24 protein-coding genes and 1 pseudogene are annotated in these 26,740 nt (G+C 63.5%); 19 read left to right on the top strand and 6 right to left on the bottom strand.

What is annotated here, in order from left to right:
- Nucleotides 1-6: 6 nt before the first annotated feature.
- From mnmA to AC5O5R_RS09155, 10 genes are all read left to right on the top strand, one after another.
- Nucleotides 7-1,131, top strand: coding sequence for a tRNA 2-thiouridine(34) synthase MnmA (gene mnmA / locus AC5O5R_RS09200; RefSeq protein ID WP_172223327.1), 1,125 nt, complete (start codon nucleotides 7-9; stop codon nucleotides 1,129-1,131).
- A complete protein-coding gene (gene hflD, locus AC5O5R_RS09195) occupies nucleotides 1,128-1,754 on the top strand; it encodes a high frequency lysogenization protein HflD (RefSeq protein ID WP_172223330.1) in 627 nt (208 codons plus the stop codon). The genes mnmA and hflD overlap by 4 nt, the downstream gene beginning before the upstream one ends.
- Nucleotides 1,755-1,992: 238 nt before the next feature.
- Nucleotides 1,993-3,363, top strand: a complete 1,371-nt coding sequence (gene purB, locus AC5O5R_RS09190; RefSeq protein ID WP_172223333.1) for an adenylosuccinate lyase — start codon at nucleotides 1,993-1,995, stop codon at nucleotides 3,361-3,363.
- Between the two features lie 81 nt (nucleotides 3,364-3,444).
- Nucleotides 3,445-4,611, top strand: coding sequence for a ribosomal protein uL16 3-hydroxylase (locus AC5O5R_RS09185; protein WP_172223336.1), 1,167 nt, complete (start codon nucleotides 3,445-3,447; stop codon nucleotides 4,609-4,611).
- Nucleotides 4,604-5,032 carry a GNAT family N-acetyltransferase gene (locus AC5O5R_RS09180; RefSeq protein ID WP_494512371.1) on the top strand — a complete coding sequence of 143 codons (429 nt, stop codon included), beginning with the start codon at nucleotides 4,604-4,606 and terminating at the stop codon, nucleotides 5,030-5,032. The genes AC5O5R_RS09185 and AC5O5R_RS09180 overlap by 8 nt, the downstream gene beginning before the upstream one ends.
- Before the next feature lie 228 nt (nucleotides 5,033-5,260).
- Nucleotides 5,261-7,216, top strand: a complete 1,956-nt coding sequence (locus AC5O5R_RS09175; protein ID WP_172286351.1) for a DNA topoisomerase III — start codon at nucleotides 5,261-5,263, stop codon at nucleotides 7,214-7,216.
- Between the two features lie 229 nt (nucleotides 7,217-7,445).
- Entirely contained in the window at nucleotides 7,446-8,735 is a 1,290-nt protein-coding gene (locus AC5O5R_RS09170) for an NAD(P)/FAD-dependent oxidoreductase (RefSeq protein ID WP_494515200.1), read from the top strand.
- Between the two features lie 80 nt (nucleotides 8,736-8,815).
- The gene (locus AC5O5R_RS09165) at nucleotides 8,816-9,646 is read left to right on the top strand and encodes an alpha/beta fold hydrolase (RefSeq protein WP_494515199.1); all 831 of its coding nucleotides are present in this window, start codon (nucleotides 8,816-8,818) and stop codon (nucleotides 9,644-9,646) included.
- Between the two features lie 133 nt (nucleotides 9,647-9,779).
- Nucleotides 9,780-10,478 carry an RHS repeat-associated core domain-containing protein gene (locus AC5O5R_RS09160; RefSeq protein WP_494515198.1) on the top strand — a complete coding sequence of 233 codons (699 nt, stop codon included), beginning with the start codon at nucleotides 9,780-9,782 and terminating at the stop codon, nucleotides 10,476-10,478.
- A gap of 156 nt (nucleotides 10,479-10,634) precedes the next feature.
- Complete coding sequence (locus AC5O5R_RS09155) at nucleotides 10,635-11,414, top strand: TSUP family transporter (protein ID WP_172286346.1); 780 nt, start codon at nucleotides 10,635-10,637, stop codon at nucleotides 11,412-11,414.
- Here AC5O5R_RS09155 and nudC read toward each other — a convergent pair.
- Both nudC and AC5O5R_RS09145 read right to left on the bottom strand, forming a co-directional pair.
- Nucleotides 11,382-12,212, bottom strand: coding sequence for an NAD(+) diphosphatase (gene nudC, locus AC5O5R_RS09150; protein ID WP_172223352.1), 831 nt, complete (start codon nucleotides 12,210-12,212; stop codon nucleotides 11,382-11,384). The genes AC5O5R_RS09155 and nudC overlap by 33 nt on opposite strands.
- A gap of 37 nt (nucleotides 12,213-12,249) precedes the next feature.
- Nucleotides 12,250-13,062 (bottom strand): crotonase/enoyl-CoA hydratase family protein, encoded by an 813-nt coding sequence (locus AC5O5R_RS09145; RefSeq protein ID WP_172286347.1) that lies wholly within the window; start codon nucleotides 13,060-13,062, stop codon nucleotides 12,250-12,252.
- A 150-nt stretch (nucleotides 13,063-13,212) separates the two neighbouring features.
- Between AC5O5R_RS09145 and nhaB the strand changes: the two genes are divergently transcribed.
- The 6 genes and pseudogenes from nhaB to AC5O5R_RS09115 all read left to right on the top strand — a co-directional run bounded on the left by nhaB (nucleotide 13,213) and on the right by AC5O5R_RS09115 (nucleotide 17,958).
- Nucleotides 13,213-14,715 carry a sodium/proton antiporter NhaB gene (nhaB, locus tag AC5O5R_RS09140; protein WP_494515197.1) on the top strand — a complete coding sequence of 501 codons (1,503 nt, stop codon included), beginning with the start codon at nucleotides 13,213-13,215 and terminating at the stop codon, nucleotides 14,713-14,715.
- Between the two features lie 196 nt (nucleotides 14,716-14,911).
- Complete coding sequence (locus tag AC5O5R_RS09135) at nucleotides 14,912-15,535, top strand: dihydrofolate reductase family protein (RefSeq protein ID WP_494515196.1); 624 nt, start codon at nucleotides 14,912-14,914, stop codon at nucleotides 15,533-15,535.
- A 72-nt stretch (nucleotides 15,536-15,607) separates the two neighbouring features.
- Nucleotides 15,608-16,153 (top strand): lipocalin family protein, encoded by a 546-nt coding sequence (locus AC5O5R_RS09130; RefSeq protein WP_172224742.1) that lies wholly within the window; start codon nucleotides 15,608-15,610, stop codon nucleotides 16,151-16,153.
- Between the two features lie 70 nt (nucleotides 16,154-16,223).
- Nucleotides 16,224-16,523, top strand: a pseudogene (locus tag AC5O5R_RS09125) (NIPSNAP family protein); the annotation flags it as partial.
- Entirely contained in the window at nucleotides 16,518-16,964 is a 447-nt protein-coding gene (locus AC5O5R_RS09120) for an NUDIX hydrolase (protein WP_494512746.1), read from the top strand. The pseudogene AC5O5R_RS09125 and the gene AC5O5R_RS09120, both read left to right, overlap by 6 nt.
- 16 nt (nucleotides 16,965-16,980) lie before the next feature.
- Nucleotides 16,981-17,958, top strand: a complete 978-nt coding sequence (locus AC5O5R_RS09115; protein WP_494515195.1) for a ribonuclease Z — start codon at nucleotides 16,981-16,983, stop codon at nucleotides 17,956-17,958.
- 83 nt (nucleotides 17,959-18,041) lie between these two features.
- On the opposite strand, the gene AC5O5R_RS09110 is transcribed toward AC5O5R_RS09115, so the two are convergent.
- Together AC5O5R_RS09110 and AC5O5R_RS09105 are read right to left on the bottom strand one after the other, a co-directional pair.
- On the bottom strand, nucleotides 18,042-19,325 hold the full coding sequence (locus tag AC5O5R_RS09110; protein WP_172287627.1) for a Zn-dependent hydrolase: 1,284 nt from the start codon (nucleotides 19,323-19,325) through the stop codon (nucleotides 18,042-18,044).
- A 135-nt stretch (nucleotides 19,326-19,460) separates the two neighbouring features.
- The gene (locus AC5O5R_RS09105; protein WP_494515194.1) at nucleotides 19,461-20,951 is read right to left on the bottom strand and encodes an NCS1 family nucleobase:cation symporter-1; all 1,491 of its coding nucleotides are present in this window, start codon (nucleotides 20,949-20,951) and stop codon (nucleotides 19,461-19,463) included.
- Between the two features lie 342 nt (nucleotides 20,952-21,293).
- Here AC5O5R_RS09105 and hydA point away from each other — a divergent pair, with 342 nt between their 5' ends.
- From hydA to preA, 3 genes are all read left to right on the top strand, one after another.
- A complete protein-coding gene (gene hydA, locus AC5O5R_RS09100) occupies nucleotides 21,294-22,733 on the top strand; it encodes a dihydropyrimidinase (protein ID WP_172224753.1) in 1,440 nt (479 codons plus the stop codon).
- A gap of 177 nt (nucleotides 22,734-22,910) precedes the next feature.
- The gene (locus AC5O5R_RS09095; RefSeq protein ID WP_494515193.1) at nucleotides 22,911-24,278 is read left to right on the top strand and encodes an NAD(P)-dependent oxidoreductase; all 1,368 of its coding nucleotides are present in this window, start codon (nucleotides 22,911-22,913) and stop codon (nucleotides 24,276-24,278) included.
- Nucleotides 24,279-25,553, top strand: a complete 1,275-nt coding sequence (gene preA, locus AC5O5R_RS09090) for an NAD-dependent dihydropyrimidine dehydrogenase subunit PreA (RefSeq protein WP_172224759.1) — start codon at nucleotides 24,279-24,281, stop codon at nucleotides 25,551-25,553.
- Nucleotides 25,554-25,684: 131 nt separating this feature from the next.
- On the opposite strand, the gene AC5O5R_RS09085 is transcribed toward preA, so the two are convergent.
- Complete coding sequence (locus AC5O5R_RS09085; protein ID WP_172224762.1) at nucleotides 25,685-26,305, bottom strand: TetR/AcrR family transcriptional regulator; 621 nt, start codon at nucleotides 26,303-26,305, stop codon at nucleotides 25,685-25,687.
- Entirely contained in the window at nucleotides 26,305-26,661 is a 357-nt protein-coding gene (locus tag AC5O5R_RS09080; RefSeq protein ID WP_172224765.1) for a VOC family protein, read from the bottom strand. The genes AC5O5R_RS09085 and AC5O5R_RS09080 overlap by 1 nt, the downstream gene beginning before the upstream one ends.
- Nucleotides 26,662-26,740: the final 79 nt, after the last annotated feature.

The following is a 26,740-nucleotide window of genomic DNA, read 5'->3' as shown; positions in this document are numbered from 1 at the left end:
GTACCCATGACCAGCCCAGCACTCAAAGACCCCGCCAAGACCCGCGTCATCGTCGGCATGTCCGGCGGCGTGGACTCTTCCGTCTCCGCCCTTCTGCTCATGGAACAGGGCTACCAGGTGGAAGGGCTGTTCATGAAGAACTGGGAGGAAGACGACGGCACCGAATACTGCACCGCCCGTGAAGACCTGGCCGACGCCCAGGCCGTGTGCGACCGCATCGGCATCAAGCTGCACACCGCCAACTTCGCCGCCGAGTACTGGGACCACGTGTTCGAGCACTTCCTTGAAGAGTACAAGGCCGGCCGCACGCCCAACCCGGACATCCTCTGCAACCGCGAAATCAAGTTCAAGGCGTTTCTCGACTACGCCCTGTCGCTGGGTGCCGACCTGATCGCCACCGGCCACTACGTACGCCGCCGCGACACCGGTGACCTCACCGAACTGCTCAAGGGCCTGGACCCGAACAAGGACCAGAGCTATTTCCTGCATGCCGTCGGTGGCACGGAAATCGCCCGCACGCTGTTCCCGGTCGGCGAGCTGGAAAAGCCCGAAGTGCGCGCCATTGCCGAAAAACACGGCCTGGCCACTGCCAAGAAGAAGGATTCCACCGGTATCTGCTTCATTGGCGAACGCCGCTTCAGCGACTTCCTCAAGCAGTACCTGCCGGCGCAGCCGGGTGAAATCCAGACCACCGACGGTGAAGTGATCGGCCGCCACCATGGCTTGATGTACCACACCATCGGCCAGCGTCAGGGCCTGGGCATCGGTGGCCTGAAGGACGCTGGCGACGAGCCGTGGTACGTGCTGCACAAGGACCTGGAGCGCAACGTGCTGGTGGTCGGCCAGGGCAACGAACACCCTTGGCTGTTCTCCCGCGCCCTGCTCGCTTCGGACATTTTCTGGGTCAACCCGATCGACCTAGGCAGCCCGCGCCAGCTCACGGCCAAGGTGCGCTATCGCCAGAGCGACCAGCAGTGCACGCTGGAGCGCACCGCCAGCGGCTACCGCGCCGTGTTCGTCGAGCCGCAGCGCGCCGTTACCCCAGGCCAGTCGGTGGTGTTCTACGATGGCGAGGTGTGCCTGGGCGGCGGCGTCATCGAAACCGCCGAACCATGGAGCCCGCACGCATGAGCAACCTGCAGGAGCAGCTGATTGCGTTGGGTGGCGTATTCCAGGCCGCCGTGCTGGTCGACCGCATCGCCCGCACCGGCCAGGCGAGCGAGGCCAACATCGGCTGCATGCTGGGCAGCCTGCTGGTGCGTGACCCCAAGGACACCCTGGAGGTGTTCGGCGGTGACGACCTGAACCTGCGCGACGGCTACCGCGCCCTGGTCGGCGCCCTGGAGCGCGACCCCAACAGCCTGCAACGCGAACCACTGCGCTATGCGCTGTCGATGCTGGGCCTGGAGCGCCAGCTGAACAAGCGTGGCGACCTGCTCGACACCATCGGCAACCGCCTGCCGCAAATCCAGTCCCAGGCCGAGCATTTTGGCCTGGTTCACGAAAACGTCATCGCTTCCAGCGGAGCCTTGTACCAGGACACCCTCAGCACCTTGCGCCAGCGCATCCAGGTGCATGGCGACATGCGTTTCCTGCAACAGCCCAACAACGCCTCGAAAATCCGCGCCCTGCTGCTGGCCGGTATCCGCGCCGCGCGCCTGTGGCGCCAGCTGGGCGGCCATCGCTGGCAACTGGTGTTCAGCCGGCGCAAGCTGCTCAACGAACTGTACGACATGATGCGCAGCCCCTCCTGACTGGGGGTTGACAGTTCCGGCCTCATCGCCGGCAAGCCAGCTCCCACAGGGTTTGCACTGTGCTCAAGGCCTGCGCAGTAACCTGTGGGAGCTGGCTTGCCGGCGATGAGGCCAGAACAGGCAATGCACAAAGCCGCACCTGATCCATGGCCAGACCTTTGGTCAGCCACCCGACTCGGGCGCAAATTTCATGTATGATATGCGCCCTTCCAAAAGCCTGACTGTCCGAGAACACCCCATGCAGCTTTCTTCGCTCACTGCGGTTTCCCCTGTAGACGGCCGTTATGCCGGCAAAACCCAGGCCTTGCGCCCCATTTTCAGCGAATTCGGCCTGATCCGTTTCCGCGCCCTGGTCGAAGTGCGCTGGCTGCAGCGCCTGGCCGCCCACCCGCAGATCGGCGAAGTGCCGGCGTTTTCCGCCGAAGCCAACGCCCTGCTGGACAGCCTGGCTAGCGATTTCAAGCTGGAACACGCCGAGCGTGTCAAGGAAATCGAGCGCACCACCAACCACGACGTCAAGGCAATCGAATACCTGCTCAAGGAGCAGGCTGCCAAGCTGCCAGAGCTGGCCAACGTCAGCGAGTTCATCCATTTTGCCTGCACCAGCGAGGACATCAACAACCTGTCCCACGCCCTGATGCTGCGCGCCGGCCGTGACGACGTGCTGCTGCCGCTGATGCGCCAGATCGCCGACGCCATCCGCGCCCTGGCCCACGCCCACGCCGATGTGCCAATGCTGTCGCGCACCCACGGCCAGCCGGCTTCGCCGACCACCCTGGGTAAAGAGCTGGCCAACGTCGTGTACCGCCTCGAGCGCCAGATCGCCCAGGCCGCCGCCGTGCCGCTGCTGGGCAAGATCAATGGCGCCGTGGGCAACTACAACGCCCACCTGTCCGCCTACTCGCAGATCGACTGGGAAGAAAACGCCCGCGCCTTCATCGAAGACGAACTGGGCCTGCAGTTCAACCCGTACACCACCCAGATCGAGCCGCACGACTACATCGCCGAGCTGTTCGACGCCATCGCCCGCTTCAACACCATCCTGATCGATTTCGACCGTGACGTGTGGGGCTACATCTCGCTGGGCTACTTCAAGCAGAAGACCGTCGCGGGCGAAATCGGCTCGTCGACCATGCCGCACAAGGTCAACCCGATCGACTTCGAAAACTCCGAAGGCAACCTGGGTATCGCCAACGCGCTGTTCCAGCACCTGGCCAGCAAGCTGCCAATCTCGCGCTGGCAGCGCGACCTCACCGACTCCACCGTGCTGCGCAACCTGGGCGTGGGCTTTGCCCACAGCATCATCGCCTATGAAGCCAGCCTGAAAGGCATCGGCAAGCTGGAAGTCAACCACGCCCGCATCGCTGCTGACCTGGACGCCTGCTGGGAAGTGCTGGCCGAGCCGATCCAGACCGTAATGCGCCGCTTCAACATCGAGAACCCCTACGAGAAGCTCAAGGAGCTGACCCGTGGCAAGGGCATCACCCCTGAAGCGCTGCTGACCTTCATCGATGGCCTGGACATGCCAGCCGAAGCCAAGGCCGAGCTCAAGCAGCTGACCCCCGCTACCTACATCGGTAACGCGGCAGCCCAGGCCAAGCGCATCTAAGCCGACCGTCGCGTGCAACGCCCGGCCTGGCCGGGCGTTTTTATTCCCGGACGAAAATTACGTTTTTTCAATAGGTTGAACATGAATCCTGATACTCCACTGCAGCTGCTCGGCGGCATCTCGGCCCGCGAATTCATGCGCGACTACTGGCAGAAGAAGCCGCTGCTGGTGCGCCAGGCCTTCCCGGACTTCATCAGCCCGATCGACCCCGACGAACTGGCCGGCCTGGCCCTGGAAGAAGAAGTCGAGTCGCGCATCGTGCTCGAACATGGCGCACACCCGTGGGAGCTGCGCCGCGGCCCGTTCAGCGAAGAAACCTTCGCCGAGCTGCCGGAAAAGGACTGGACCCTGCTGGTGCAGGCCGTCGACCAGTTCGTCCCGGAAGTCGCCGAGCTGCTGGAAAACTTCCGCTTCCTGCCCAGCTGGCGCATCGACGATGTGATGATCAGTTTCGCCACCCCTGGCGGCAGCGTCGGCCCGCACTTCGACAACTACGACGTGTTCCTGCTGCAGGGCCACGGCCAGCGCAACTGGAAGATCGGCCAGATGTGCAGCAGCGACAGCCCGCTGCTGGAACACGCCGACCTGCGTATCCTCGCCGACTTCGAACAGAGCGGCGAGTGGACCCTGGAGCCCGGGGACATGCTGTACCTGCCACCGCGCCTGGCCCACTACGGCGTGGCCGTGGACGACTGCCTGACCTACTCGGTTGGCTTCCGTGCCCCAAGCGCCGCCGAAGTGCTGACCCACTTCACCGACTTCCTCGGCCAGTTCCTGCCTGACGAAGAGCGCTACAGCGACGCCGACGCCCAGCCGGTCGCCGACCCGCACCAGATCCAGCACGACGCCCTCGACCGTCTGAAGGCGCTGCTCGACAAGCACATGGGCGACAAGGACCTGCTGCTGACCTGGTTCGGCCAGTTCATGACCGAGCCGCGTTACCCGGAGCAGGTTGCAGGCGAAGAGCTGAGCGAAGAAGAGCTGGTCAAAGCCCTCGAGGATGGCGCCATCCTGATCCGCAACCCAAGCGCGCGCATGGCCTGGTCCGAGCTCAACGACGATCTGATGCTGTTCGCCAGCGGCCGCAGCTGCCCGCTGCCAGGTAAACTGCGCGAGCTGCTGAAGCTGGTGTGCGCGGCCGATGCGCTGCACATCGAAAACCTGGCAGAGTGGCTGGAAGACGAAGATGGCCTTATGCTGGTACAGCAACTGGTCAAACAAGGAAGCCTGGGATTCGCCGATGAATAAGATTCATGTGCGCCTTGCCGATTGGCACAAGGACAATGCCGATATCCGTCGCATTCGTGAAGCGGTGTTCGTCGCCGAACAGCACATCCCGCCAGAGCTGGAGTTCGACTCGGAAGACAACGACGCACTGCACTTCCTGGCCCTGGAAGGCGACTACCCGATCGGTACTGCCCGCCTGCTGGCGGACGGCACCATCGGCCGCATTTCGGTGCTGAAGGACTGGCGCGGGCTGAAGGTGGGTGATGCACTGATGAACGCGGTAATCGCCGAAGCGCAGAACCGCGACCTGAAGCAGCAGACGCTCAGTGCACAGGTGCACGCCACGCCGTTCTACGAGCGCCTGGGCTTTCGCGTGGTCAGCGAGGAATTCCTCGAAGCCGGCATCCCGCATGTGGACATGGTGCGCGACTCACGCGCCTGATCCATAACCTGTACCGGCCTCTTCGCGGGTAAACCCGCTCCCACAGGTACCCCACAGCCCCCAAATGCTGTGCGGTCCCTGTGGGAGCGGGTTCACCCGCGAAAGGGCCGGCACACGCGACAGACATTCCTGCTGACAAAACCTGTACATCCATCCAGATAAAACTTGCCTCCGCGCCCCCGCTTGCGCATCCTAGTGCCCATCACCCCCGATGAAGCGTTCCCGGCCATGCGCCTGTTCCTCTGCGAAAAACCCTCCCAGGCAAAAGACATCGCCAAAGTGCTCGGCGCCACCCGCAAGGGCGACGGCTGTTGGCAAGGTACCGACGTCTGCGTCACCTGGTGCATCGGCCACCTGCTGGAAACCGCCCCGCCCGACAGCTACGACGAACGCTACAAGCGCTGGAACCTGGCCGACCTGCCCATCATCCCGGACACGTGGAAGATGCTGGTCAAGCCCAAGACCGCCAGCCAGTTCAAGGCGGTCAAGCGCCTGCTCGGCGAAGCACGGGAGCTGGTGATTGCCACTGACGCCGACCGCGAAGGCGAGATGATCGCCCGCGAGCTGGTCGAGCATTGCCGCTACCGTGGCCCGGTGCAACGCCTGTGGCTGTCGGCACTGGACGACGCGTCCATCCGCAAGGCCCTGGCCCGCCTGCTGCCAGGTCACGAAACCTTCAACCTGTACCATTCGGCGCTGGGCCGCTCGCGGGCCGACTGGCTGATCGGCATGAACATGAGCCGCCTGTTCACCTTGCTGGGCCGGCAATCCGGCTACCAGGGCGTACTGCCGGTGGGCCGGGTGCAAACACCCACCTTGCGCCTGGTGGTCGACCGCGACCGCAGCATCGCCGATTTCGTGCCGGTGCCGTTCTGGGCCATCGATGTTCAACTCGAACACGCTGGCCAGCGGTTCAACGCCCAATGGCGTGCTCCTGAGGATGCTTGCGACGATCAGGGCCGCTGCCTGAAGCAGGGTCTGGCACAACAGGCCGCTGCAGACATCGGCAATGCCGGCACGGCCCGGGCGGTAAAAGTGGCCACCGAGCGCGTGCGCGAAGCCGCACCGCTGCCCTTCGACCTGGGCACCCTGCAGGAGCTGTGCTCGAAAAAGTTCGGCCTTGGCGCCCAGGAAACCCTCGACATCGCCCAGGCCCTGTACGAAACCCACAAACTGATCACCTACCCGCGCAGCGACTGCGGCTACCTGCCCCAGAGCCAGCACGCCGAAGCACCGGCCATTCTTGCCGCGCTGCAACGGGCCGATGCCAGCCTGGCACCACTACAGCCCCACCTGGAGCCGCAGCGCCGTTCGCGGGCGTGGAACGACGCCAAGGTCAGCGCCCACCACGGCATCATCCCCACCGCCGCCGCCAGCGACCCGTCGCGCCTGCCGGCCAAGCACAAGGCGGTGTACACCCTGATACGCGCCCGTTACCTGGCGCAGTTCCTGCCCAACCATGAGTACGACCGCACCCAGGCCGACTTCGACTGCGCCGGCCATGCCCTGCGCGCGGTGGGCAAGCAGATCGTCGAACCGGGCTGGCGCCGTGCGCTGCCTGAAGCGCTGACCCCGGCCAAGGGCCGCGAAGCACCGCCTGCGCAGGTGCTGCCAACGCTGCGCGAAGGCCAGGACTGCAGCGTGCAGGGCCTGCAACTGAAGGACCTGTGGACCCAGCCACCCAAGCCGTTTACCGAAGGTGACCTGATCAAGGCCATGAAGAACGTGGCCAAGTTGGTGGACGATCCACGGCTGAAGCAGAAGCTCAAGGAAACTACCGGCATCGGCACCGAGGCCACCCGTGCCAGCATCATCCAGGGCCTGCTCGACCGCGGTTACCTGGTCAAGAACGGCAAGGCACTGGCGGCCACACCCGCAGCCTTCAGCCTGATCGATGCCGTACCCCGCGCCATTGCCGACCCGGGCACCACCGCAGTTTGGGAGCAGGCGCTGGACATGGTGCAGAGCGGCGAGATGAGCCTGGAAGAGTTCGTAGCCCGGCAGTCGGCGTGGATGGGCAAACTGGTGGAGCGCTGCAGCGGCATGCGCATGATCATCAGCGGGCCGGCGGCGGGGGCTGCGCCGCCGTGGAAAAAAAAGCGCCGTAGCGGCGGGAAAGGTAAGACGACAGGCGCGAAGACTGCGAGCAAGCCGCGTCAACCTCGGAAAAAGGCGGCAACCTGAAGCGGTTGCACTGTCGGCCCTATCGCCGGCAAGCCAGCTCCCACAGGCCCTGCACATAATTCGAGAACTGTGTCGATCTTGTGGGAGCTGGCTTCCCGGCGATAGGGCCATATCAGGCATTACATAACATCCAGGCAAACCACAAACCTTGCCCACCCCATTGGCATCATGAAATTTACCTGCTAAGTTTTCATGAAAATAACCACAATAATTTTCATGAGGCCATTGCATGTTCAAGCAGTCTGCCCAGCATATCGCCAGCTACTACGCCCAGACCTACCCCGCCAGCATCCCCCTGCGCCCCACCCTGCAAGGCACCCACGACACCGACGTGCTGGTCATCGGCGCCGGCTTCAGCGGGCTGCACACCGCCTTGCGCCTGACCCAGGCCGGCAAGCGCGTGACACTGCTCGAGGCCAGCCGCGTGGCCTGGGCCGCGTCCGGCCGCAACGGTGGCCAGGCCCTGCTGGGCTGGTCGTGCGACATGCCCCCGCTGGAGAAGGCCCTGGGTCTGGAACGCACCCAGCGCCTGTGGGCGAGCATGTGCTGGGCCGCCGAGGAGCTGCGTGAGCTGCCCGGGCGGCATGGTTTCGATATCGATTACCGGCTGGGCAGCCTGTGGACCGCCGTGCTGCCGCGGCGGGTGAAACTGCTTGAAGAAGCCCTGCACGATGCTGAACGCAAATGGGGTTACGACGCCCTGCGCCTGATCGGCCGCGACGAGCTGCCGCAATGGATCGACAGCCCGCGCTATCAGGCGGCGCTATACGACGCAAAAGGCGCGCACCTTAATCCGCTGAAACTGGCCCAAGGGCTGGCCGGCACCCTTGAAGCCGCTGGCGGGCGCATCTACGAACAGAGCCAGGTGCTCAGCTACCAGCAGGCCGGCGACGGCTATGTTGCCCGCACCGATCACGGCGAAGTACGCAGCCAGGTATTGGTGCTGGCCTGCAACGCCTACATCGACCGCCTGGACCGCAGCTTGTCTCGCCGGCTGTTGCCGGTCGGTTCATACCAGGTGGCCACCGCACCACTGAACCCCGACTTCGCCCGCTCGCTTCTGCCGCGCAACAGCTGCGTGATCGACAACCAGTTCGTGCCCGATTACTTCCGCCTCACCCCGGACAATCGCTTGCTGTTTGGAGGTGGCTGCACCTACCTGGGCGGCATTCCGAAGGATGTCGCCAACGCCACCCGCCCTTACCTTGAGCGGGTGTTCCCGCAACTGGCCGGGGTGGCCATCGACTATGCCTGGGGCGGCCATATCGATTGCAGCATCCAGCGCACGCCAGATGTCGGCTGCGCGGGCCAGCGCTACTGGTTGCAGGGCTTCTCCGGCCACGGCGTACTGCCTACCCTGGCCGCGGCGCGCGCGGTCAGCGATGCCATTCTGGGTGACGACGACCTGCTGAGGCTGTACCAAGGCATCGACAATGGCCGCTTCCCCGGCGGCGACCTGCTGGCGGCACCGCTGGAAGCCGCCGCCAAAGCCTGGTACCGGATGCGCGACCGCGTCTGATCGACAACTCCCCGATACCCAGCAAAATCCCTCCTATTCTCAATAGCTCCCTTCGCTCCCTGCATCCAGGAGATACGACCATGAGCTATGTAACCACGAAGGACGCCGTACAGATCTTCTACAAGGACTGGGGCCCGCGCGACGCGCCGGTCATCCACTTCCACCACGGCTGGCCGCTGAGCGCCGACGACTGGGACGCGCAGATGCTGTTCTTCCTCGCCAGGGGTTACCGCGTAGTCGCACACGACCGCCGTGGCCATGGCCGCTCTAGCCAGGTATGGGACGGGCACGACATGGACCACTACGCCGACGACGTGGCGGCCGTGGTCGAGGAGTTGGGCATCCAGGGCGCCGTGCATGTCGGCCACTCGACCGGTGGCGGCGAAGTGGTGCGCTACATGGCCCGCCATCCTGGCGACAAGGTGGCTAAGGCGGTACTGATTGCCGCCGTCCCCCCGCTGATGGTGCAAACACCCGGCAACCCCGGCGGCCTGCCCAAGTCGGTGTTCGACGGGTTCCAGGAGCAGGTAGCAAGCAACCGGGCGCAGTTTTACCGGGATGTGCCGGCCGGGCCGTTCTACGGCTATAACCGCCCCGGTGTCGAAGCCAGCGACGGCATCATTGGCAACTGGTGGCGCCAGGGCATGATCGGCAGCGCCAAGGCCCATTACGATGGCATCGTGGCGTTTTCCCAGACCGACTTCACCGAGGACCTGAAGGGCATCCAGCAGCCCGTACTGGTCATGCATGGCGACGATGACCAGATCGTGCCCTATGAAAATTCCGGACCGCTGTCGGCAAAACTGTTGCCCAATGGCACGTTGAAAACCTACAAGGGCTACCCGCATGGCATGCCGACTACCCATGCCGATGTGATCAATGCGGATTTGCTGGCGTTTATCAGAAACTGAGCATTATTTGAGCCGGTTGCTTGGAGCCTTGGTTTGCCAGCGACCGGCCGCGCTGCACCTGGCAGTTCTGCCAGTTGTGGGTTAGCGGAGTCTGCTTGAGGATACGCCCACTGCTCGAGACTAAAGGCTGATCATGTCGCGGACCACAAACAGATTCGCTTACACGTCCTACGGATACCACAATTCGGCACTCACTTCGGCCAGCACGCTTGGCTTTGCAGGCCAGCGCCTGGACGCTCTAATAAACGGCTATCCCCTTGGCAATGGATACCGAATATTCAGCCCGGCGCTGGCACGCTTCTTGTCCCCTGACAGCTTCAGCCCATTTGGCGAAAACATACGTAATGCATACGCCTATTGCATAGGCGACCCGATAAACTCTTACGACCCCTCAGGGCATGTCCCGATATTTAGAACCAAGGCCTACTATCGCACCAAGGCCACAAGGGCCCTCAATGAAGACCCTAACTTGAAGAAGCAATACGGGGATATCCTGGAGGCCGACAGCGCTCGCAAAAAACATTACAAAGCAATCTACAGAATTTATAAACTTGAAAAGTCCAGTAGAGCATATGAAGCAACGCACATTGAGGAACTCCAGCGCGGGGATTACGGCATCGACGTCCAGACAGCGCTCTACGAGAGAGCAAGCAGACGGCCTACATCGGACAGTGGCGACTTCCCCTTGGCAGCTTCCATGGATTCAGAAGATGCATTGAAGTACCACGACAAACAGAGAAGAATTGAAAAATATGTAGCTAGACTTGAAGAATTTGAAAGAGATTTGCATTCCGCCCAATTAGCAGCCATCGAGGTTAGAAATCAGTCTTAATATTTCAACTGGTTCTACAACGAGCATGGCGGTGTGAGGCTGGTCTTGGATCGCCTGCACACATCGACGACTTACAAGCTCAGGCACTCCGTATTATCATTGCACCACTCCTCGCGGTCATTTGCCGCAGCCTGCCCTTCAGCTTGAAAGCCTCCCATGCCCTTCGAACTCACCGTAGAACCCCTAACCCTCCTGATCCTGGCCCTGGTCGCCTTCGTCGCCGGTTTCATCGATGCCATCGCCGGTGGTGGCGGCCTGCTCACCACCCCGGCGCTGCTCACCGCCGGCATGCCGCCGCACCTGGTACTGGGCACCAACAAGCTAAGTTCCACCTTCGGCTCGGCCACTGCCGGTTTCACCTACTACAAACGCAAACTCTTCCACCCGGCGCAATGGCGCCCGGCGCTGTTCGCCACCCTGGTCGGCGCACTGATCGGCGCTGTAGTAGCCCACTACATGCCAGCCGAATGGCTGAACAAGATGCTACCGGTGATCGTCTTCGCCTGTGGCATCTACCTGCTGTTTGGCGGCACGCCCAAGGCACCGCTGGATGCCGATGCACCCATCAAGAAAAAGTGGCAAATGCCGCAGGGCTTCACCCTGGGCTTCTACGACGGCGTGGCCGGTCCGGGTACCGGGGCGTTCTGGACGGTCAGCACCTTGCTGCTGTACCCCATCGATCTGGTGCGGGCCAGCGGTGTGGCACGCAGCATGAACTTCGTCAGCAACATCGCGGCGCTGACGGTGTTCATCATTTCCGGGCAAGTCGATTACGTGGTCGGCCTGTGCATGGGCCTGTCGGTGATGGTCGGCGCCTTCTTCGGCGCACGCACGGCGATCAGCGGCGGCAGCAAGTTCATCCGCCCGGTGTTCATCACCGTGGTGCTGGGGTTGACCGTGCGCCTAGCGTGGCAGCACTGGTTCGGGCAGGCCTAAGCGGCGAGCGACATAGAGGTCAATGAGGTATCGGGCAATCGAGCGCCCGGCCGGCAACGGCGGCAGGTCGTGGACGCTGAACCACTGGGCGTCTTCGATTTCGTCCGGCTGCATGACAATGTCGCCGCCCGCGTACTCGGCATGGAAACCCAGCATCATCGAGTGCGGGAACGGCCAGCATTGGCTGCCGACGTACTGGATGTTCTGCACCTCCACCGCCACTTCTTCACGCACTTCACGCACCAGGCAGTCCTCGGCCGACTCGCCCGGTTCGGCAAAGCCGGCCAGGGTGCTGTATACACCGGTGACGAAACGCGGCGAACGCGCCAGCAGAATCTGGTCGCCACGGGTGACCAGCACGATCATGCTCGGCGAGATGCGCGGGTAGCTGCGCAGGTCACAGGGCTTGCAGTACATCGCCCGCTCCCAACGGATTTGCGTCATCGCCTGGCCACAGCTGCCGCAGAAGCGGTGCTCGCGGGCCCAGGTGCCGATCTGTGCGGCATAGCCCAGCACTTTGTAGATGTCGAAGTCGCCTTCCAGCATGAACGCGCGCAGGCCGCGCCAGCTGCAGCCCGGTACCTGGGTGGCACTGCGCAGTTCCAGCAGGAACAGCGGCTGGCCGTCGAAGTGGCCGATACCGTGCTCGCACAGCACGTCAAGGTCCTGGCGCTTGAGCCATTCACGGGGGAACAGCGCGCCGTTGTCGTCCAGCAAAAACCCTTCCGGGCTGCGGGCCACGGCCAGCCCCCCGGTAATCTGCGGGTCGAGTACTGCGGTAGTCCAGCGTGCTGACATGTCGGGGGATTCCTTGACTGCGCGTCCCCCGGCCCGATCAGTCGGCGAACGTCGGTTTCTGTTTGCTCATGTGCGCCGCCACGGCCACGCGCAGGTCTTCGGACTGCAGCATCGCGGCGTTCCAGGTAGCGACGTAGTCCAGGCCATCGTCGATGCGGTGGTCGCGCATGTAGCTGAGCATTTCCTTGGTGCCGGCCACGGCGATCGGTGATTTTGCGGCAATCTCGCGGGCGATGGCAAAGACCCCGTCGAGCAATGCGGCCTGATCATCATAGACCCGGTTGACCAGGCCTATGCGCAGCGCCTCGTCGGCCTCGACGCTGCGCCCGGTGAAAGCCAGCTCACGCATCATGCCGTCACCGATGATACGTGGCAAACGTTGCAGTGTGCCGACATCTGCAGCCATGCCCATGTCGATTTCCTTGATCGAGAACTGCGCATCACGGCTGCAGTAGCGCATGTCGCAGGCCGAGACCAGGTCGATGGCGCCGCCGATGCAGTAGCCCTGCACCGCCGCCAGTACCGGCTTGCGGCATTTGTCCACGGCCGTGAACGACGCCTGCAGGCGCTGGATGGTCTTGCGCAGGAAGCGTGCATTGCGCCCTACGTCCTTGCCCATCTGCCCGGCCAGCGAGGCCAGCATCATCAGGTCGATACCGGCGGAAAAATGCTTGCCAGCACCACTGATCACCACCACGCGAACGGCGTCGGTGTCGTCCACCCACTGGAAAATTTCGATGATCTCTTCCCAGAAGGCCGCGTTCATCGCGTTGACCTTCTCCGGGCGGTTGATCTGGACGTGGGCGATGTTGTCGGTCAGTTCGACCTTGAATGCGCTGTATTCGGTCACGGGCGGCACTCCTGAGGGTGAAGGGTTCATACGGCGGATGGTAACCCAGCCCGATGACCGCACTTGTGCCAAAAACGGGACTGCATGCCTTGCCTAAGACGCAGCGATGCGGCACCGTGCGCCATTGTCGAATCATAAGGAAACATATTCATGACCCGCTCCCTGCCCAGGGCCCTTGCCCATGGTTTTCTGGGCCAGTCGCCGCTTTGGTACAAGGCGGTTATCTGCCTGTTCCTGCTGCTCAACCCACTGCTGCTGGTCAGCGTTGGCCCGGTTGCCGCTGGCTGGGCATTGGTGCTCGAGTTCATTTTTACTTTGGGCATGGCCCTGAAGTGCTACCCGCTAATGCCGGGCGGCCTGTTGCTGGTCGAAGCCTTGCTGCTGAAGATGACCACGCCGCAGGCGCTGTATGACGAACTGGTGCACAACTTCCCGGTCATCCTGCTGCTGATGTTCATGGTGGCGGGCATCCACTTCATGAAAGAGCTGCTGCTGTTCCTGTTCTCGCGCATCCTGCTGGGGGTGCGCTCCAAACCGGTATTGGCATTGCTGTTCTGCGTGTTGTCGGCGTTCCTCTCGGCGTTTCTCGATGCACTCACGGTGACCGCCGTCATCATCAGTGCCGCTGTCGGCTTCTACGCGGTTTATCACCGCGTTGCTTCCGGGGCCAACCCACGCGAAGAGACTGCGCTGGACAGCGACCAGCAGGTAGCGCAGCTGCACCGTGATGACCTCGACCAGTTCCGCGCCTTCCTGCGCAGCCTGCTGATGCACGGCGCCGTCGGTACTGCCCTGGGCGGCGTCTGCACGCTGGTGGGCGAGCCGCAGAACCTGCTGATCGGCCATGAGATGGGTTGGCACTTCGCCGACTTCTTCCTCAAGGTAGCGCCGGTGTCGGTGCCGGTGCTCGCCGCCGGCCTGGTGACCTGCGTGCTGCTGGAGAAGCTGCGCCTGTTCGGTTACGGCACGCTGATGCCCGAACCGGTGCGCCAGGTGCTGGCGACCTATGCGGCGCAAGACGATGCCGCGCGCACCCAGGCCCAACGCATTGCACTGTGGGTACAAGGCCTGGCCGCGCTGATCCTGATCGTGTGCCTGGGGTTGCACGTGGCGGAAGTTGGCCTGATCGGCCTGATGGTGATCGTGCTGATTACCGCGTTTACCGGGATCACCGATGAACACCGCCTGGGCCGCGCGTTCCAGGACGCGATGCCGTTCACCTCATTGCTGGTGGTGTTCTTCGCCGTGGTGGCGGTGATTCATCAGCAGCAGTTGTTCAGCCCATTGATCAGCTGGGTGCTGACGCTGCCGGCCGAGCAGCAACCAGGCATGCTGTACCTGGCCAACGGTTTGCTGTCGGCGATCAGTGACAATGTGTTCGTCGCCACCATCTATATCACCGAGGTGAAACAGGCGTTCCTCAATGGCGGGATGAGCCGCGAGCACTTCGAAACCCTGGCGGTGGCGATCAACACCGGCACCAACCTGCCCAGCGTGGCCACGCCAAATGGGCAGGCGGCGTTCCTGTTCCTGCTGACCTCGGCGATTGCGCCGCTGATCCGGCTGTCGTATGGGCGGATGGTGTGGATGGCATTGCCCTATACCGTGGTCATGGGTGGGCTGGGGTGGTGGGCGGTGACCTACTGGTTGTGATGTAGACCTGTACCGGCCCTTTCGCGAACAAACCCGCTCCGACAGGATCGCCACAGGTTTCGAAAACTGTGCAGTACCTGTGGGAGCGGGCTTCACCCGCGAAAGGGCCGGCACAGGTTTCCGCTGTCGATTCTGCCCTGCGCCATTCGACTACCCAATGCCCACAGCCACCCCGGCTGGCATCAGGAGAGTCCCCATGCGCAAACTCATCGTAGCCGCCTTCATCAGCCTCGACGGCGTCATGCAGGCCCCCGGCGGCCCACAGGAAGATACCAGCGGCGGGTTCAGTTACGGCGGCTGGATCGTGCCCTACGCCGAAGAGGTATTCGGCCAGGCCATGCAGAACCTGTTCAGCCAGCCCTTCGAACTGCTGCTGGGCCGGCGCACGTACGATATCTTCGCGGGCTACTGGCCAAAGATAAAAGACAACTCGGAAGATTTTTCCATCGCCAATCTGTTCAACAGCGTGGCCAAGCATGTGGCCACTCACCACCCCGCTACCCTCGACTGGCACAACAGCCAAGCCCTGGGCACGGACATCACCACTGCGGTGAGTGTGCTGAAACAACAGGAGGGCCCCGCCCTGCTGACCCAAGGCAGCGCCGAGCTGGTGCAGCAATTACTGGCAGCAAGCCTGGTCGATGAACTGCAGTTGCTGATCCACCCGCTGCTGCTCGGCCACGGCAAGCGCCTGTTCGGTCATGACGCGGCGGCCGCAGCCTTCACCCTGGAGCATTCCGTGGTTTCGCCCAAGGGCGTGGTCATCGCCCGTTACGTGCGCGCAGGCCAGGTGCAGACCGGATCATTCGACAAAACGTAACTGCGTACAACTTTTGCCCCGCGCCAGCATCGAAACACAGGTAAGCCCCTATCCGCTCCAAGGAGGTCAACCATGGCGCTGCGCACTACGCTGTTGCTTTCCTGCATGACCCTGGCCCTGCTCGGCTGCGCCGGCAACGATCACCCGGCACCACCGACCACCGAGCAGGTCGACCTGCAACGCTACCAGGGCACCTGGTATGAACTGGCCCGACTGCCGATGTTCTTCCAGCGCAACTGCGTGCAGTCCGAGGCACGTTATGGCCTGCGCGAGGACGGGCGCATCGACGTGACCAACCGCTGCAAGGAAAAAGACGGCCAGTGGAACGAAGCCAAGGGCATCGCCGAAGCCCAGCAACCCGGCAAGACCGACAAGCTCTGGGTACGCTTCGACAACTGGTTCAGCCGCCTGGCGCCGGACCTGACCAAGGGTGAATACTGGGTGCTGTACCACGACAAGGACTACCGCGTGGCGCTGGTCGGCCACCCCAACCGCGAATACCTGTGGCTGCTTTCGCGTACCCCCGCCATTACCGATCAGGTACGCGAACAACTGCTGACAATTGCCCAGAAACAGGGCTATGACACCAGCAAGCTGATCTGGCGCAAGGAAGGCTAGCTTGGCGTCGACGACGTTGAGCAATCAGGCTAAGGTGTGCGCCCCGTATCGCCTCGAAGGAACGAGCCCGTTGATCACCTGCCACGTCAAATACCTCGTCGACCCTTACCAGTTGCCCGCGTTCGAGGCCTATTCACGGCTGTGGATGGGCCTTGTCACGCGCATGGGCGGCAAGCATCACGGCTACTTCCTGCCCGCCGAAGGCGCCAACAACGTCGCCTATTGCCTGTTCAGCTTCCCCAGCCTCGCCGCCTACGAGCAGTACCGCAAACAGGCCGAAACCGACCCGCAGTGCATCGCCGCAGTGGCCATGGCAACCGAGCAGCGTTTCATCCTCAGCTACGAGCGCAGCTTCCTCAAGCCGCTGTTGGAACCACGCATCCGCTCGCTGGCACTGTGTGTCTTTCATCACCAGGGCAAGATCCTGGTCAACGTCTTCGATGACCCGGCCAGTGGCCAGACGCTGTGCCGCCCGCTGGGTGGCGGTATCGAATTCGGTGAACCGGGTCGTGACGCCATCGCTCGCGAAATCCGCGAAGAACTGGACCAGCCAATCAGTGATGTGCGCCTGCTAGGCACCCTGGAGAGCCTGTTCACCTATGCCGGCACGCCGGGGCATGAGATCGTGCAGGTGTACGATGCGCGCTTCGACGACGCCAGCCTGTACCAGCAAGCCTGGCTGAATGGCCACGAGTCCAACGGCAGCCCGTTCCGCGCCCGCTGGTGTGACAGCGCCGATTTCGACCGCATCGGCCCGCTGGTACCAGAGGGGCTGCAGGCGTTGCTGCGCGACTTGTCGCTGCTGGCCTGAAACAAGGAGCCAGACCATGGACCTGCTGTTCCTGGGCACCTCCGCCGGGGTCCCCACCAAGGCAAGGAATGTCAGTGCCACGGCGCTGATCGAAACCAGCGGCAGCCACTGGTACCTGGTCGACTGCGGCGAAGGCACGCAGCATCGGCTGCTGCACACGCCGCTGTCGATCCGCGACTTGCGGGCGATCTTCATCACCCATGTGCACGGCGACCACTGCTTCGGCCTACCCGGTTTGCTGGCGAGCGCCGGCATGAGCGGCCGTACCCAGCCGCTGGAGCTGATCTTGCCCGCCGCGCTGCACGACTGGGTGCGCCAGGGCCTGGTGGCCAGCGACACTTTTCTACCGTTCGAACTGCGGCTGCTGGCATTGGAAGAGCTGGTCCAGTGGCGCAGCGAAGCCGTGCAGGTGACCACCGTGCAGTTGTCGCACCGGGTGCCGAGCGTCGGCTTCGTGTTCACCGAACTCAACCCCGAGCCGCGGCTGGACGTCCAGCGGCTGGCGGCCGAGGGCATACCGCGCGGCCCGCTATGGGGCGATCTGGCCAAGGGGCTGGCGGTGCAGCATGACGGGCAGTTGCTGCACGGCAGCGACTACTTGCGCGCGTCCCGCCCGGCGCGGCGGGTGATCGTGTGCGGAGACAACGACAACCCGGAACTGCTGGCGGACGCCGCCAACGGTGCGGATGTGCTGGTGCATGAAGCGACGTTCACCCAGGCGGTGGTGGAGCGCACCGGCGTCACCTTCGGCCACAGCACTGCTGCTGCAGTGGCACGCTTTGCCGAGACTGTCGGCGTGCGCAACCTGGTGCTGACGCACTTCAGCGCCCGCTACCAGGGCGACCCACGGCGCACGCCGAACATCGACAACGTGCGCGATGAAGCGCTTGCGCAGTACAGCGGGAAATTGATATTGGCGCAGGACCTGCAGCGCTTCCGCATTGGGCGCGATGGGAGCCTGGAACCGGTTGGGTGCCATGGGGAACGGGTTTAGGCTGACAGGTGCTTGCCACAAAATATTCAGCGCCTGTCAGCCCTGATGCGATCCCTATGAGAGCGCCCAGGCGACATCCCTGCCTACGCCGCCAATCTCCCCCTGGCAATCGCCTCCGAAGCCGCCAGCATCGCCCGCAGCAACACCGCACAACCCGCCGCCAGGTCGTCAGGCGTGGCGTTCTCGATCTCGTTGTGGCTGATGCCATTCTCGCACGGCACAAAAATCATCCCCGCCGGCCCCAGCTCGGCCAGGAAGATCGCGTCATGCCCCGCCCCACTGACAATGTCCATGTGTGGCAAGCCCAGCGCCTGCGCCGAATCGCGCACGGCATCGACGCAGCCTTTGTCGAAGTACAGCGCCGGGAAGTCGGCTGTGGGTACCAGCTCGTAGCCAAGGCCATGTTTGGCACAAGTCGCCTCGATTACCCCGCGCACCTCGGCAATCATCGCATTCAGCTGCTCGCCCTCAAGATGCCGGAAGTCCAGGGTCATGCGCACTTCACCGGGGATCACGTTACGCGAGCCCGGGTAGGCCTGCAGGCAGCCCACCGTGCCACAGGCATGCGGCTGATGGGCGTGTGCGGTACGGTTGACGGCTTCGACGACGGCGGCTGCACCGACCAGGGCATCCTTGCGCAGATGCATGGGCGTAGGGCCGGCATGGGCTTCGACGCCGCGCAGGGTCAGGTCGAACCACTTCTGGCCCAGGGCGCCGAGGACCACGCCGATGGTCTTGGCCTGGTCTTCGAGGATCGGCCCCTGCTCGATATGCGCTTCAAAATAGGCCCCCACCGGATGGCCCAGCACGGCACGCGAACCGGCGTAGCCGATGGCGTTCAACGCTTCGCCGACGCTGACGCCCTGAGCATCGCGCTTGGCCAGGGTTTCCTCCAGGGTGAACTTGCCGGCGAATACCCCTGAACCCATCATGCAGGGGGCGAAGCGCGAACCTTCTTCGTTGGTCCATACCACCACTTCCAGCGGTGCCTCGGTTTCCAGGCCCAGGTCGTTGAGGGTGCGAATCACCTCCAACCCGGCCATCACGCCGAAGCAGCCGTCGAACTTGCCGCCGGTAGGCTGGGTGTCGATATGGCTGCCGGTCATCACCGGGGGCAGCTTGGGGTTGCGACCCGAGCGGCGGGCGAAGATGTTGCCGACGGCGTCGACGCTGACCGTGCATCCAGCCGCTTTGCACCATTGTACAAACAGGTCGCGGGCCTGGCGGTCGAGGTCGGTCAGGGCCAGGCGGCAGACGCCGCCCTTGGCGGTGGCACCGAGGCGGGCCAGGTCCATCAGCGATTGCCACAGGCGGTCGCTGTCGATGTGGTGGACGGTGGTCTTGAGGATGTCTTGGACTGGGGTCACAGGTTTCTCCTTCAGGCTTTTTTGTTGTCTGTGCCGGCCCTATCGCCGGCAAGCCAGCTCCCACAGGATCACCACAGGTTCGAGTGCGGCGCAGTAGGTGGGAGCTGGCTTGCTGGCGATGGGGCCAGCGTGGTCTCAGGGTAAAGGCTTGGCCAGCCGTGCCGGGCTGCGCGCCGCCCAGCTGGCAAACACGTAATACAACGCCCCGCCCAGCAACGAGCCGGTGAACCAGCCGTAGTCGTAGAACCAGCTGAAACTGCTGTTGCCGATGGCCATCACGGTAAGCGCCACGGGCACCCCGAATGCCGCGAAGCCTGCCCAGTTCCACGCCGGGTACACGTCGTCGCGGTACAGCCCGGCCAGGTCCAGCTTCTGCCGGCGGATCAGGAAGTAGTCCACCACCATGATCCCGGCAATCGGCCCGAGCAGGCTGGAGTAGCCCAGCAACCAGTTGGAGTACACGCTTTCCAGGCTCAGGTCGGACACGATCAGGCCCAGCTTTTTCAGCAGCTCATGGCCCATCAGCGCCAGGCCGATGAAGCCGGTCAGCCACACGGCGCGGCTGCGCCCGATCAGGCGGGGGGCGATGTTCTGGAAGTCGTTGGTCGGCGACACGATGTTCGCCGCGGTATTGGTCGACAGCGTGGCGATCACGATCAACGCCATCGCCAGGGCCACCCAGAACGGGCTGTGGATCTTGCCGATCAGGCTGACCGGGTCGGACACCGTTTCGCCCACCAGTGACGCCGAGGCGGCGGTGAGCACCACGCCCAGCGAGGCAAACAGAAACATGGTCAGTGGCAGGCCGAAGATCTGCCCGAGAATCTGGTCCTTCTGGCTGCGGGCGTAGCGGCTGAAGTCGGGGATGTTCAACGACAATGTGGCCCAGAAGCCGACCATGGCGGTAAGCCCGGCGCAGAAATAACTGACCACGCTGGCCCCTTCCGGGCGCTTGGGCGGCTGCGCCAGCAGTTCGGTCATCGACATGTGCGGCACGGCCCAGAACAGCAAGCCGACGCCCACCGCTACCAGCAACGGTGCCGACAGCGTTTCGAGCCACTTGATCGACTCGGCGCCGCGCAACACCACCCACAGGTTCAGGCACCAGAAAATCATGAAGCCAATCACCTCGCCGGTCCCGCCCAAGTCCCTCCAGCCCTCGAACACCGAGCCGAGAAACAGGTGGATGGCCAGCCCGCCGAACATCGTCTGAATGCCGAACCAGCCGCACGCGACCACCGCACGGATCAGGCATGGCACGTTGGAGCCGAGGATGCCGAACGACGAGCGCAGCAGCACCGGGAACGGGATGCCGTACTTGGTGCCGGGAAAGGCATTGAGTGTAAGCGGGACCAGCACGATGACGTTGGCCAGCAGAATCGCCAGCAGGGCCTCGCCGACACTGAGGCCGAAATAGGCCGTGAGCACACCACCCAGGGTGTAGGTGGGCACGCAAATGGACATGCCCACCCACAGCGCGGTGATGTGCCATTTGTTCCAGGTGCGCTGATGCACCTTGGTCGGTGCGATGTCGTGGTTGTAGCGCGGGCTGTCGAGGACATCACTGCCCTCGGACAGCTCGAACAGGCCATTCTGCTCGACCACTTGCGATCTGCTCTGTTGCATGGGCCCTTCTCCAGATTTCTTGTAGTTGTTTGCTCATCGGGCGGATTCGATGGCCGGAGTACACACGCTGAATGTGCTTGAAAATTTCGACCAAATTCCCATCTTGTCAAGTTAGTCAAAATTCCTGAAAGCCCCGCGCTAGGCGCGTTATTTAAATTTACTTCTTTATTTTCAATAACTTAAAAACCACAAAATTAGTATGAAAATTTTCTTGCTGAATCCAGAATCAGCATCTAGCCTCGAATCTTGTCAGGACTGACAGGATTAATCGCCCTGCCCGCCCTGCACCCGGAAAATTCCAAGAACCGGCCAAGAGACCGGTCAGCCTGCGAGGAAAACGGCATGTCCCTGTTGATCCGTGGCGCCACCGTGGTTACCCACGAAGAAAGCTACTCCGCCGATGTGCTGTGTACCGATGGCCTGATCCGCGCCATTGGTCAAAACCTGGAAGCGCCCACCGACTGCGAGATACTCGACGGCAGCGGGCAGTACCTGATGCCCGGCGGCATCGACCCGCACACCCACATGCAGTTACCCTTCATGGGCACCGTCGCCAGCGAGGACTTTTTCAGTGGCACCGCTGCTGGCCTGGCCGGTGGCACCACGTCGATCATCGACTTCGTCATCCCCAACCCGCAGCAGTCACTGCTGGAGGCCTTCCACACCTGGCGTGGCTGGGCGCAGAAAAGCGCATGCGATTACGGCTTCCACGTCGCCATCACCTGGTGGAGCGAGCAGGTGGCCGAAGAAATGGGCGAGCTGGTGGCCAAGCATGGGGTGAACAGCTTCAAGCACTTCATGGCCTACAAGAACGCGATCATGGCCGCCGACGACACCCTGGTGGCCAGCTTCGAGCGCTGCCTGCAGCTGGGCGCGGTGCCCACCGTGCATGCCGAGAACGGCGAGCTGGTGTATCACCTGCAGAAAAAACTGCTGGCCCAAGGCCTGACCGGTCCCGAGGCACACCCCCTGTCACGCCCCTCGCAGGTGGAAGGCGAAGCGGCCAGCCGCGCCATCCGCATTGCCGAAACCATTGGCACGCCACTGTATGTGGTGCACATTTCCAGCCGTGAAGCGCTGGACGAAATCACCTATGCCCGGGCCAAGGGCCAGCCGGTGTACGGCGAGGTGCTGCCCGGCCACCTGCTGCTGGATGACAGCGTCTACCGCGACCCGGACTGGGCCACCGCCGCCGGTTACGTGATGAGCCCGCCGTTCCGCCCACGCGAGCACCAGGAGGCGCTGTGGCGCGGGCTGCAATCGGGCAACCTGCACACCACCGCCACCGACCACTGCTGCTTCTGCGCCGAGCAGAAGGCCATGGGCCGTGACGACTTCAGCCGCATCCCCAACGGCACCGCCGGCATCGAAGACCGCATGGCGGTGCTGTGGGACGCGGGCGTCAACAGCGGGCGCCTGTCGATGCATGAATTCGTCGCGCTGACCTCCACCAATACGGCAAAAATCTTTAACCTGTTCCCGCGCAAAGGCGCCATTCGCGTTGGCGCCGATGCCGACCTGGTGCTGTGGGACCCGCAGGGCACGCGCACCATCTCGGCCCAGACCCACCATCAGCGGGTGGACTTCAACATCTTCGAAGGCCGCACCGTGCGCGGCGTCCCCAGCCACACCATCAGCCAGGGCAAGGTGCTCTGGGCCGATGGCGACCTGCGCGCCGAGCCGGGCGCGGGGCGGTATGTGCAGCGGCCGGCGTACCCGTCGGTGTATGAGGTACTGGGGCGCAGGGCCGAGCAACAGCGGCCGACGCCTGTGCAGCGTTAAGGCGCCCGGGGCTGCTGCGCAGCCCATCGCCGCGGTTCGTCGCCACGACAAGCCAGCTCCCACCTCGACCGCGCGGCTTTGACGGTCGGTGGAGTACCTGTGGGAGCCGGCTTGCCGGCGATTGGGGCGCAAAGCGCCCCCATTCCAAGCCAACTATAAGAAAGAGAGGCTCCAACCGTGATCGACGCCCTGAACCACTTGCCGCGCCCCCGGGCCGGCGCCGACCAGCTGGCCGAGCGCTTCAGCGACCTGGCCCCACCCCTGACCGCCCGCCAGGCCGCCGTCGAAAGCGCACGCTGCCTGTACTGCTACGACGCCCCTTGCGTCAACGCGTGCCCCAGCGACATCGACATCCCGTCGTTCATCCACCGCATCCGCGACGAAAACCTGCAAGGCGCCGCCGAACGCATCCTCTCCGCCAACATCCTCGGCGGCAGCTGCGCCCGCGTCTGCCCCACCGAAATCCTCTGCGAGCAAGCTTGCGTGCGCAACAACGCCCAGGAATGCGCACCGGTGCTGATCGGCCAGTTGCAGCGCTACGCGCTGGACAACGCCCAGTTCAGCGAACACCCATTCCAGCGCTCGCCGGCCACCGGCAAGCGCATCGCCGTGGTCGGTGCCGGCCCTGCCGGGCTGTCCTGCGCCCATCGCCTGGCCATGCACGGGCATGAGGTGGTGGTGTTCGAGGCCTGCGACAAGGCCGGTGGCCTGAACGAGTACGGCATCGCCCGCTACAAGCTGGTGGATGACTACGCTCAGCGTGAAGTGGAATTCCTGCTGGGGATTGGCGGTATCGAGATCCGCCATGGCCAGCGTCTGGGGGGCAACCTGAGCCTTGGCGAACTGCGCGATCAGTATGACGCGGTGTTCCTCGGCCTGGGCTTGAATGCCGTACGCCAATTGGGCCTGCCAGATGAAGAAGCCCCCGGCCTGCTTGCCGCGACCGACTACATCCGCGAACTGCGCCAGGCCGATGACCTCAGCCAGCTGCCGCTGGCCGACCTCTGCCTGGTGATCGGCGCCGGCAATACAGCGATCGACATGGCCGTGCAGATGAGCCGCCTGGGTGCCCGCGACGTCAACCTGGTGTACCGGCGCGGTATCGCCGACATGGGCGCCACGGGCCACGAGCAGGACATCGCCAAGGCCAACCAGGTGCGCCTGCACACCTGGGCCCGCCCCGACGCCGTGCTGCTGGACGACAGCGGCAAGGTGCGCGGCATGCGCTTTGCCCGCACGGCGCTTGCCGATGGCCGCCTGCGCGACACTGGCGAAACCTTCGAGCTGGCCGCCGATGCCATCTTCAAGGCCATCGGCCAACGCTTTGACGATGCCAGCCTCGCCGACCCGGTAGCCGCGCAACTGGCCCGCGAGGGGGAGCGTATTCGCGTTGATGAAGGGATGCAGACCAGCCTGCCGGGTGTGTATGCCGGGGGCGACTGCACCGCCCTGGGCCAGGACCTTACCGTGCAGGCCGTGCAACACGGCAAGCTGGCCGCCGAAGCCATGCATGCCCAACTCATGCTCAACGTGGAGGCTGCATAAATGGCCGACTTGTCTATCGTATTCGCCGGCATCAAGGCGCCCAACCCGTTCTGGCTGGCCTCCGCACCGCCCACCGACAAGGCCTACAATGTGGTCCGCGCGTTCGAGGCGGGCTGGGGCGGTGTGGTCTGGAAGACCCTGGGCGAAGACCCGGCGGCGGTCAACGTGTCCTCGCGCTACTCGGCGCACTATGGCGCCAACCGCCAGGTGCAGGGCATCAACAATATCGAGCTGATTACCGACCGCTCGCTGGAAATCAACCTGCGTGAAATCACCCAGGTGAAGAAGGACTGGCCTGACCGTGCGCTGATCGTGTCACTGATGGTGCCGTGCGAAGAGCAATCGTGGAAGTTTATCCTGCCACTGGTGGAAGCCACCGGGGCCGATGGCATCGAGCTGAACTTCGGCTGCCCCCACGGCATGCCGGAGCGCGGGATGGGCGCAGCGGTAGGCCAGGTGCCGGAGTACGTGGAAATGGTCACCCGCTGGTGCAAGACGTATTGCTCGCTGCCGGTGATCGTCAAGCTCACGCCGAACATCACCGATATCCGCCAGTCGGCCCGTGCCGCTCACCGTGGCGGGGCCGATGCGGTGTCGTTGATCAACACCATCAACTCGATTACCAGCGTCGACCTGGACCGCATGGTGGCCCACCCCATCGTCGGCGACCAGAGCACCCACGGCGGTTATTGCGGTTCGGCGGTAAAACCGATTGCGCTGAACATGGTGGCAGAAATCGCTCGCGACCCGGAAACCCGCGGTTTGCCGATTTGCGGCATTGGCGGCATCGGCAACTGGCGTGATGCCGCCGAGTTCATGGCCCTGGGCAGTGGCGCCGTACAGGTATGCACAGCGGCGATGCTGCACGGTTTTCGCATTGTGGAAGACATGAAGGACGGCCTGGCACGTTGGATGGACCAGCATGGGCACCCGAATATCGAGGCGTTCCGCGGTCAGGCAGTGGGGCATACCACGGACTGGAAGTACCTGGACATCAACTACAAGTCCGTGGCGCATATCGACCAGGAGGCCTGCATCGGTTGCGGGCGCTGCCACATTGCCTGTGAAGATACTTCGCACCAGGCGATTGCCAGCACCCTCAAGGCGGACGGTACCCACGCCTATAGCGTGATCGAGGAGGAATGCGTGGGCTGCAACCTGTGCCAGATCACCTGCCCGGTGGAGAGCTGCATCGAGATGGTGGCGCAGGATACTGGCAAGCCGTACCTGAACTGGACCCAGGACCCGCGCAACCCCTATCGCGAGGCCAGTTAAGCGTCTTTGCCTTGAATGGCCTCATCGCCGGCAAGCCAGCTCCCACAGGGATCGCAGCAGGGCTGACAGGTGCGATCCCTGTGGGAGCTGGCCTGCCGGCGATGAGCCGCAACGCGACCCCAATCAGAGCCTCAGGGTTCCAAACCGATCCCCCGCAAAATCACACTGGTCACCGTCTGCATCGCACTCTCGAACGCCATGTCCGACAGCGCCTCGCCACCATTAAGCAGCGTCACCTGGTAGCCAAAGTCAGCGTAATGCTGGGTAGCCGCCCAGATCATGTACAGCAACGCTGACGGCTCAACCGGCAGAATGCGGCCCTCCTCCACCCAGCGGCGGATCTTGGCTTCCTTCAGCTTCGCCCAGGGCACCAGGCTCTCATCAAGGTTCACCCCCAGGACCGGCGCGCCGTGCAGCATCTCTTCGGCCCAGATCTTCGAGCCCAGCGGCCGTGAGCGCGAATGGCCCATCTTGGCCCGTATGTAACTGGTCAGCACTACGCGCGGGTCGTCGAAATTCTCGAAACACAATGCATCCTGCTTCCACACATCCAGCAGGTCTTGCAGCACCGCGCGGAACAGCTCGTCCTTGGTGCTGAAATAGTAATGCAGGTTGGAGCGCGGCAACTCGGCCTGCTCGGCGATATCACCCATCGAAGTGGCGCCGTAGCCCTTGTCGGCGAACACCTTTTCCGCGGCTTGCAGAATCTTCTCGACATTGCGCCGGCGGATTTCGATCTTGTGGTTGGCCATCAGGCTTGAGCCGTCCACACCGCCAGTTCATAACCGTCCGGGTCGATGAAGTGGAAACGCCGGCCACCGGGGAAGGCAAAGGCCGCGCGGCTGATCTTCGCACCTGCGGCCTCGACGCGTTTCTGCGTGGCCTCGAGATCGTCGGCGTAGAGGATGATCAACGGCCCACCCGGCCTTACCGGCTCGCCGGTGGTGAAGCCGCCTGTCAGCCGGCCATCGCCGAATTCGCTGTAGGTAGGCCCGTAGTCGGTGAAAGCCCAGCCGAACACGCTGCCATAGAAGGCCTTGCTCCGTGCGATGTCGCTGACATTGAACTCGATGTTGTCGATCTGCCGGTCAGTACCGCGAATGCCCATGTGTGCTCCGTGCCGAAGGGGTTTCACCTAGTCTACTCCGGTCACTTGAGAGTTTTACATCAGGCGGCATGAAACAACC

This window comes from Pseudomonas sp. 8_5_2 (genome assembly GCF_059295255.1).
Note: the sequence above shows the minus strand (reverse complement) of the source record. Positions and strands in the feature narration are given on the sequence as shown.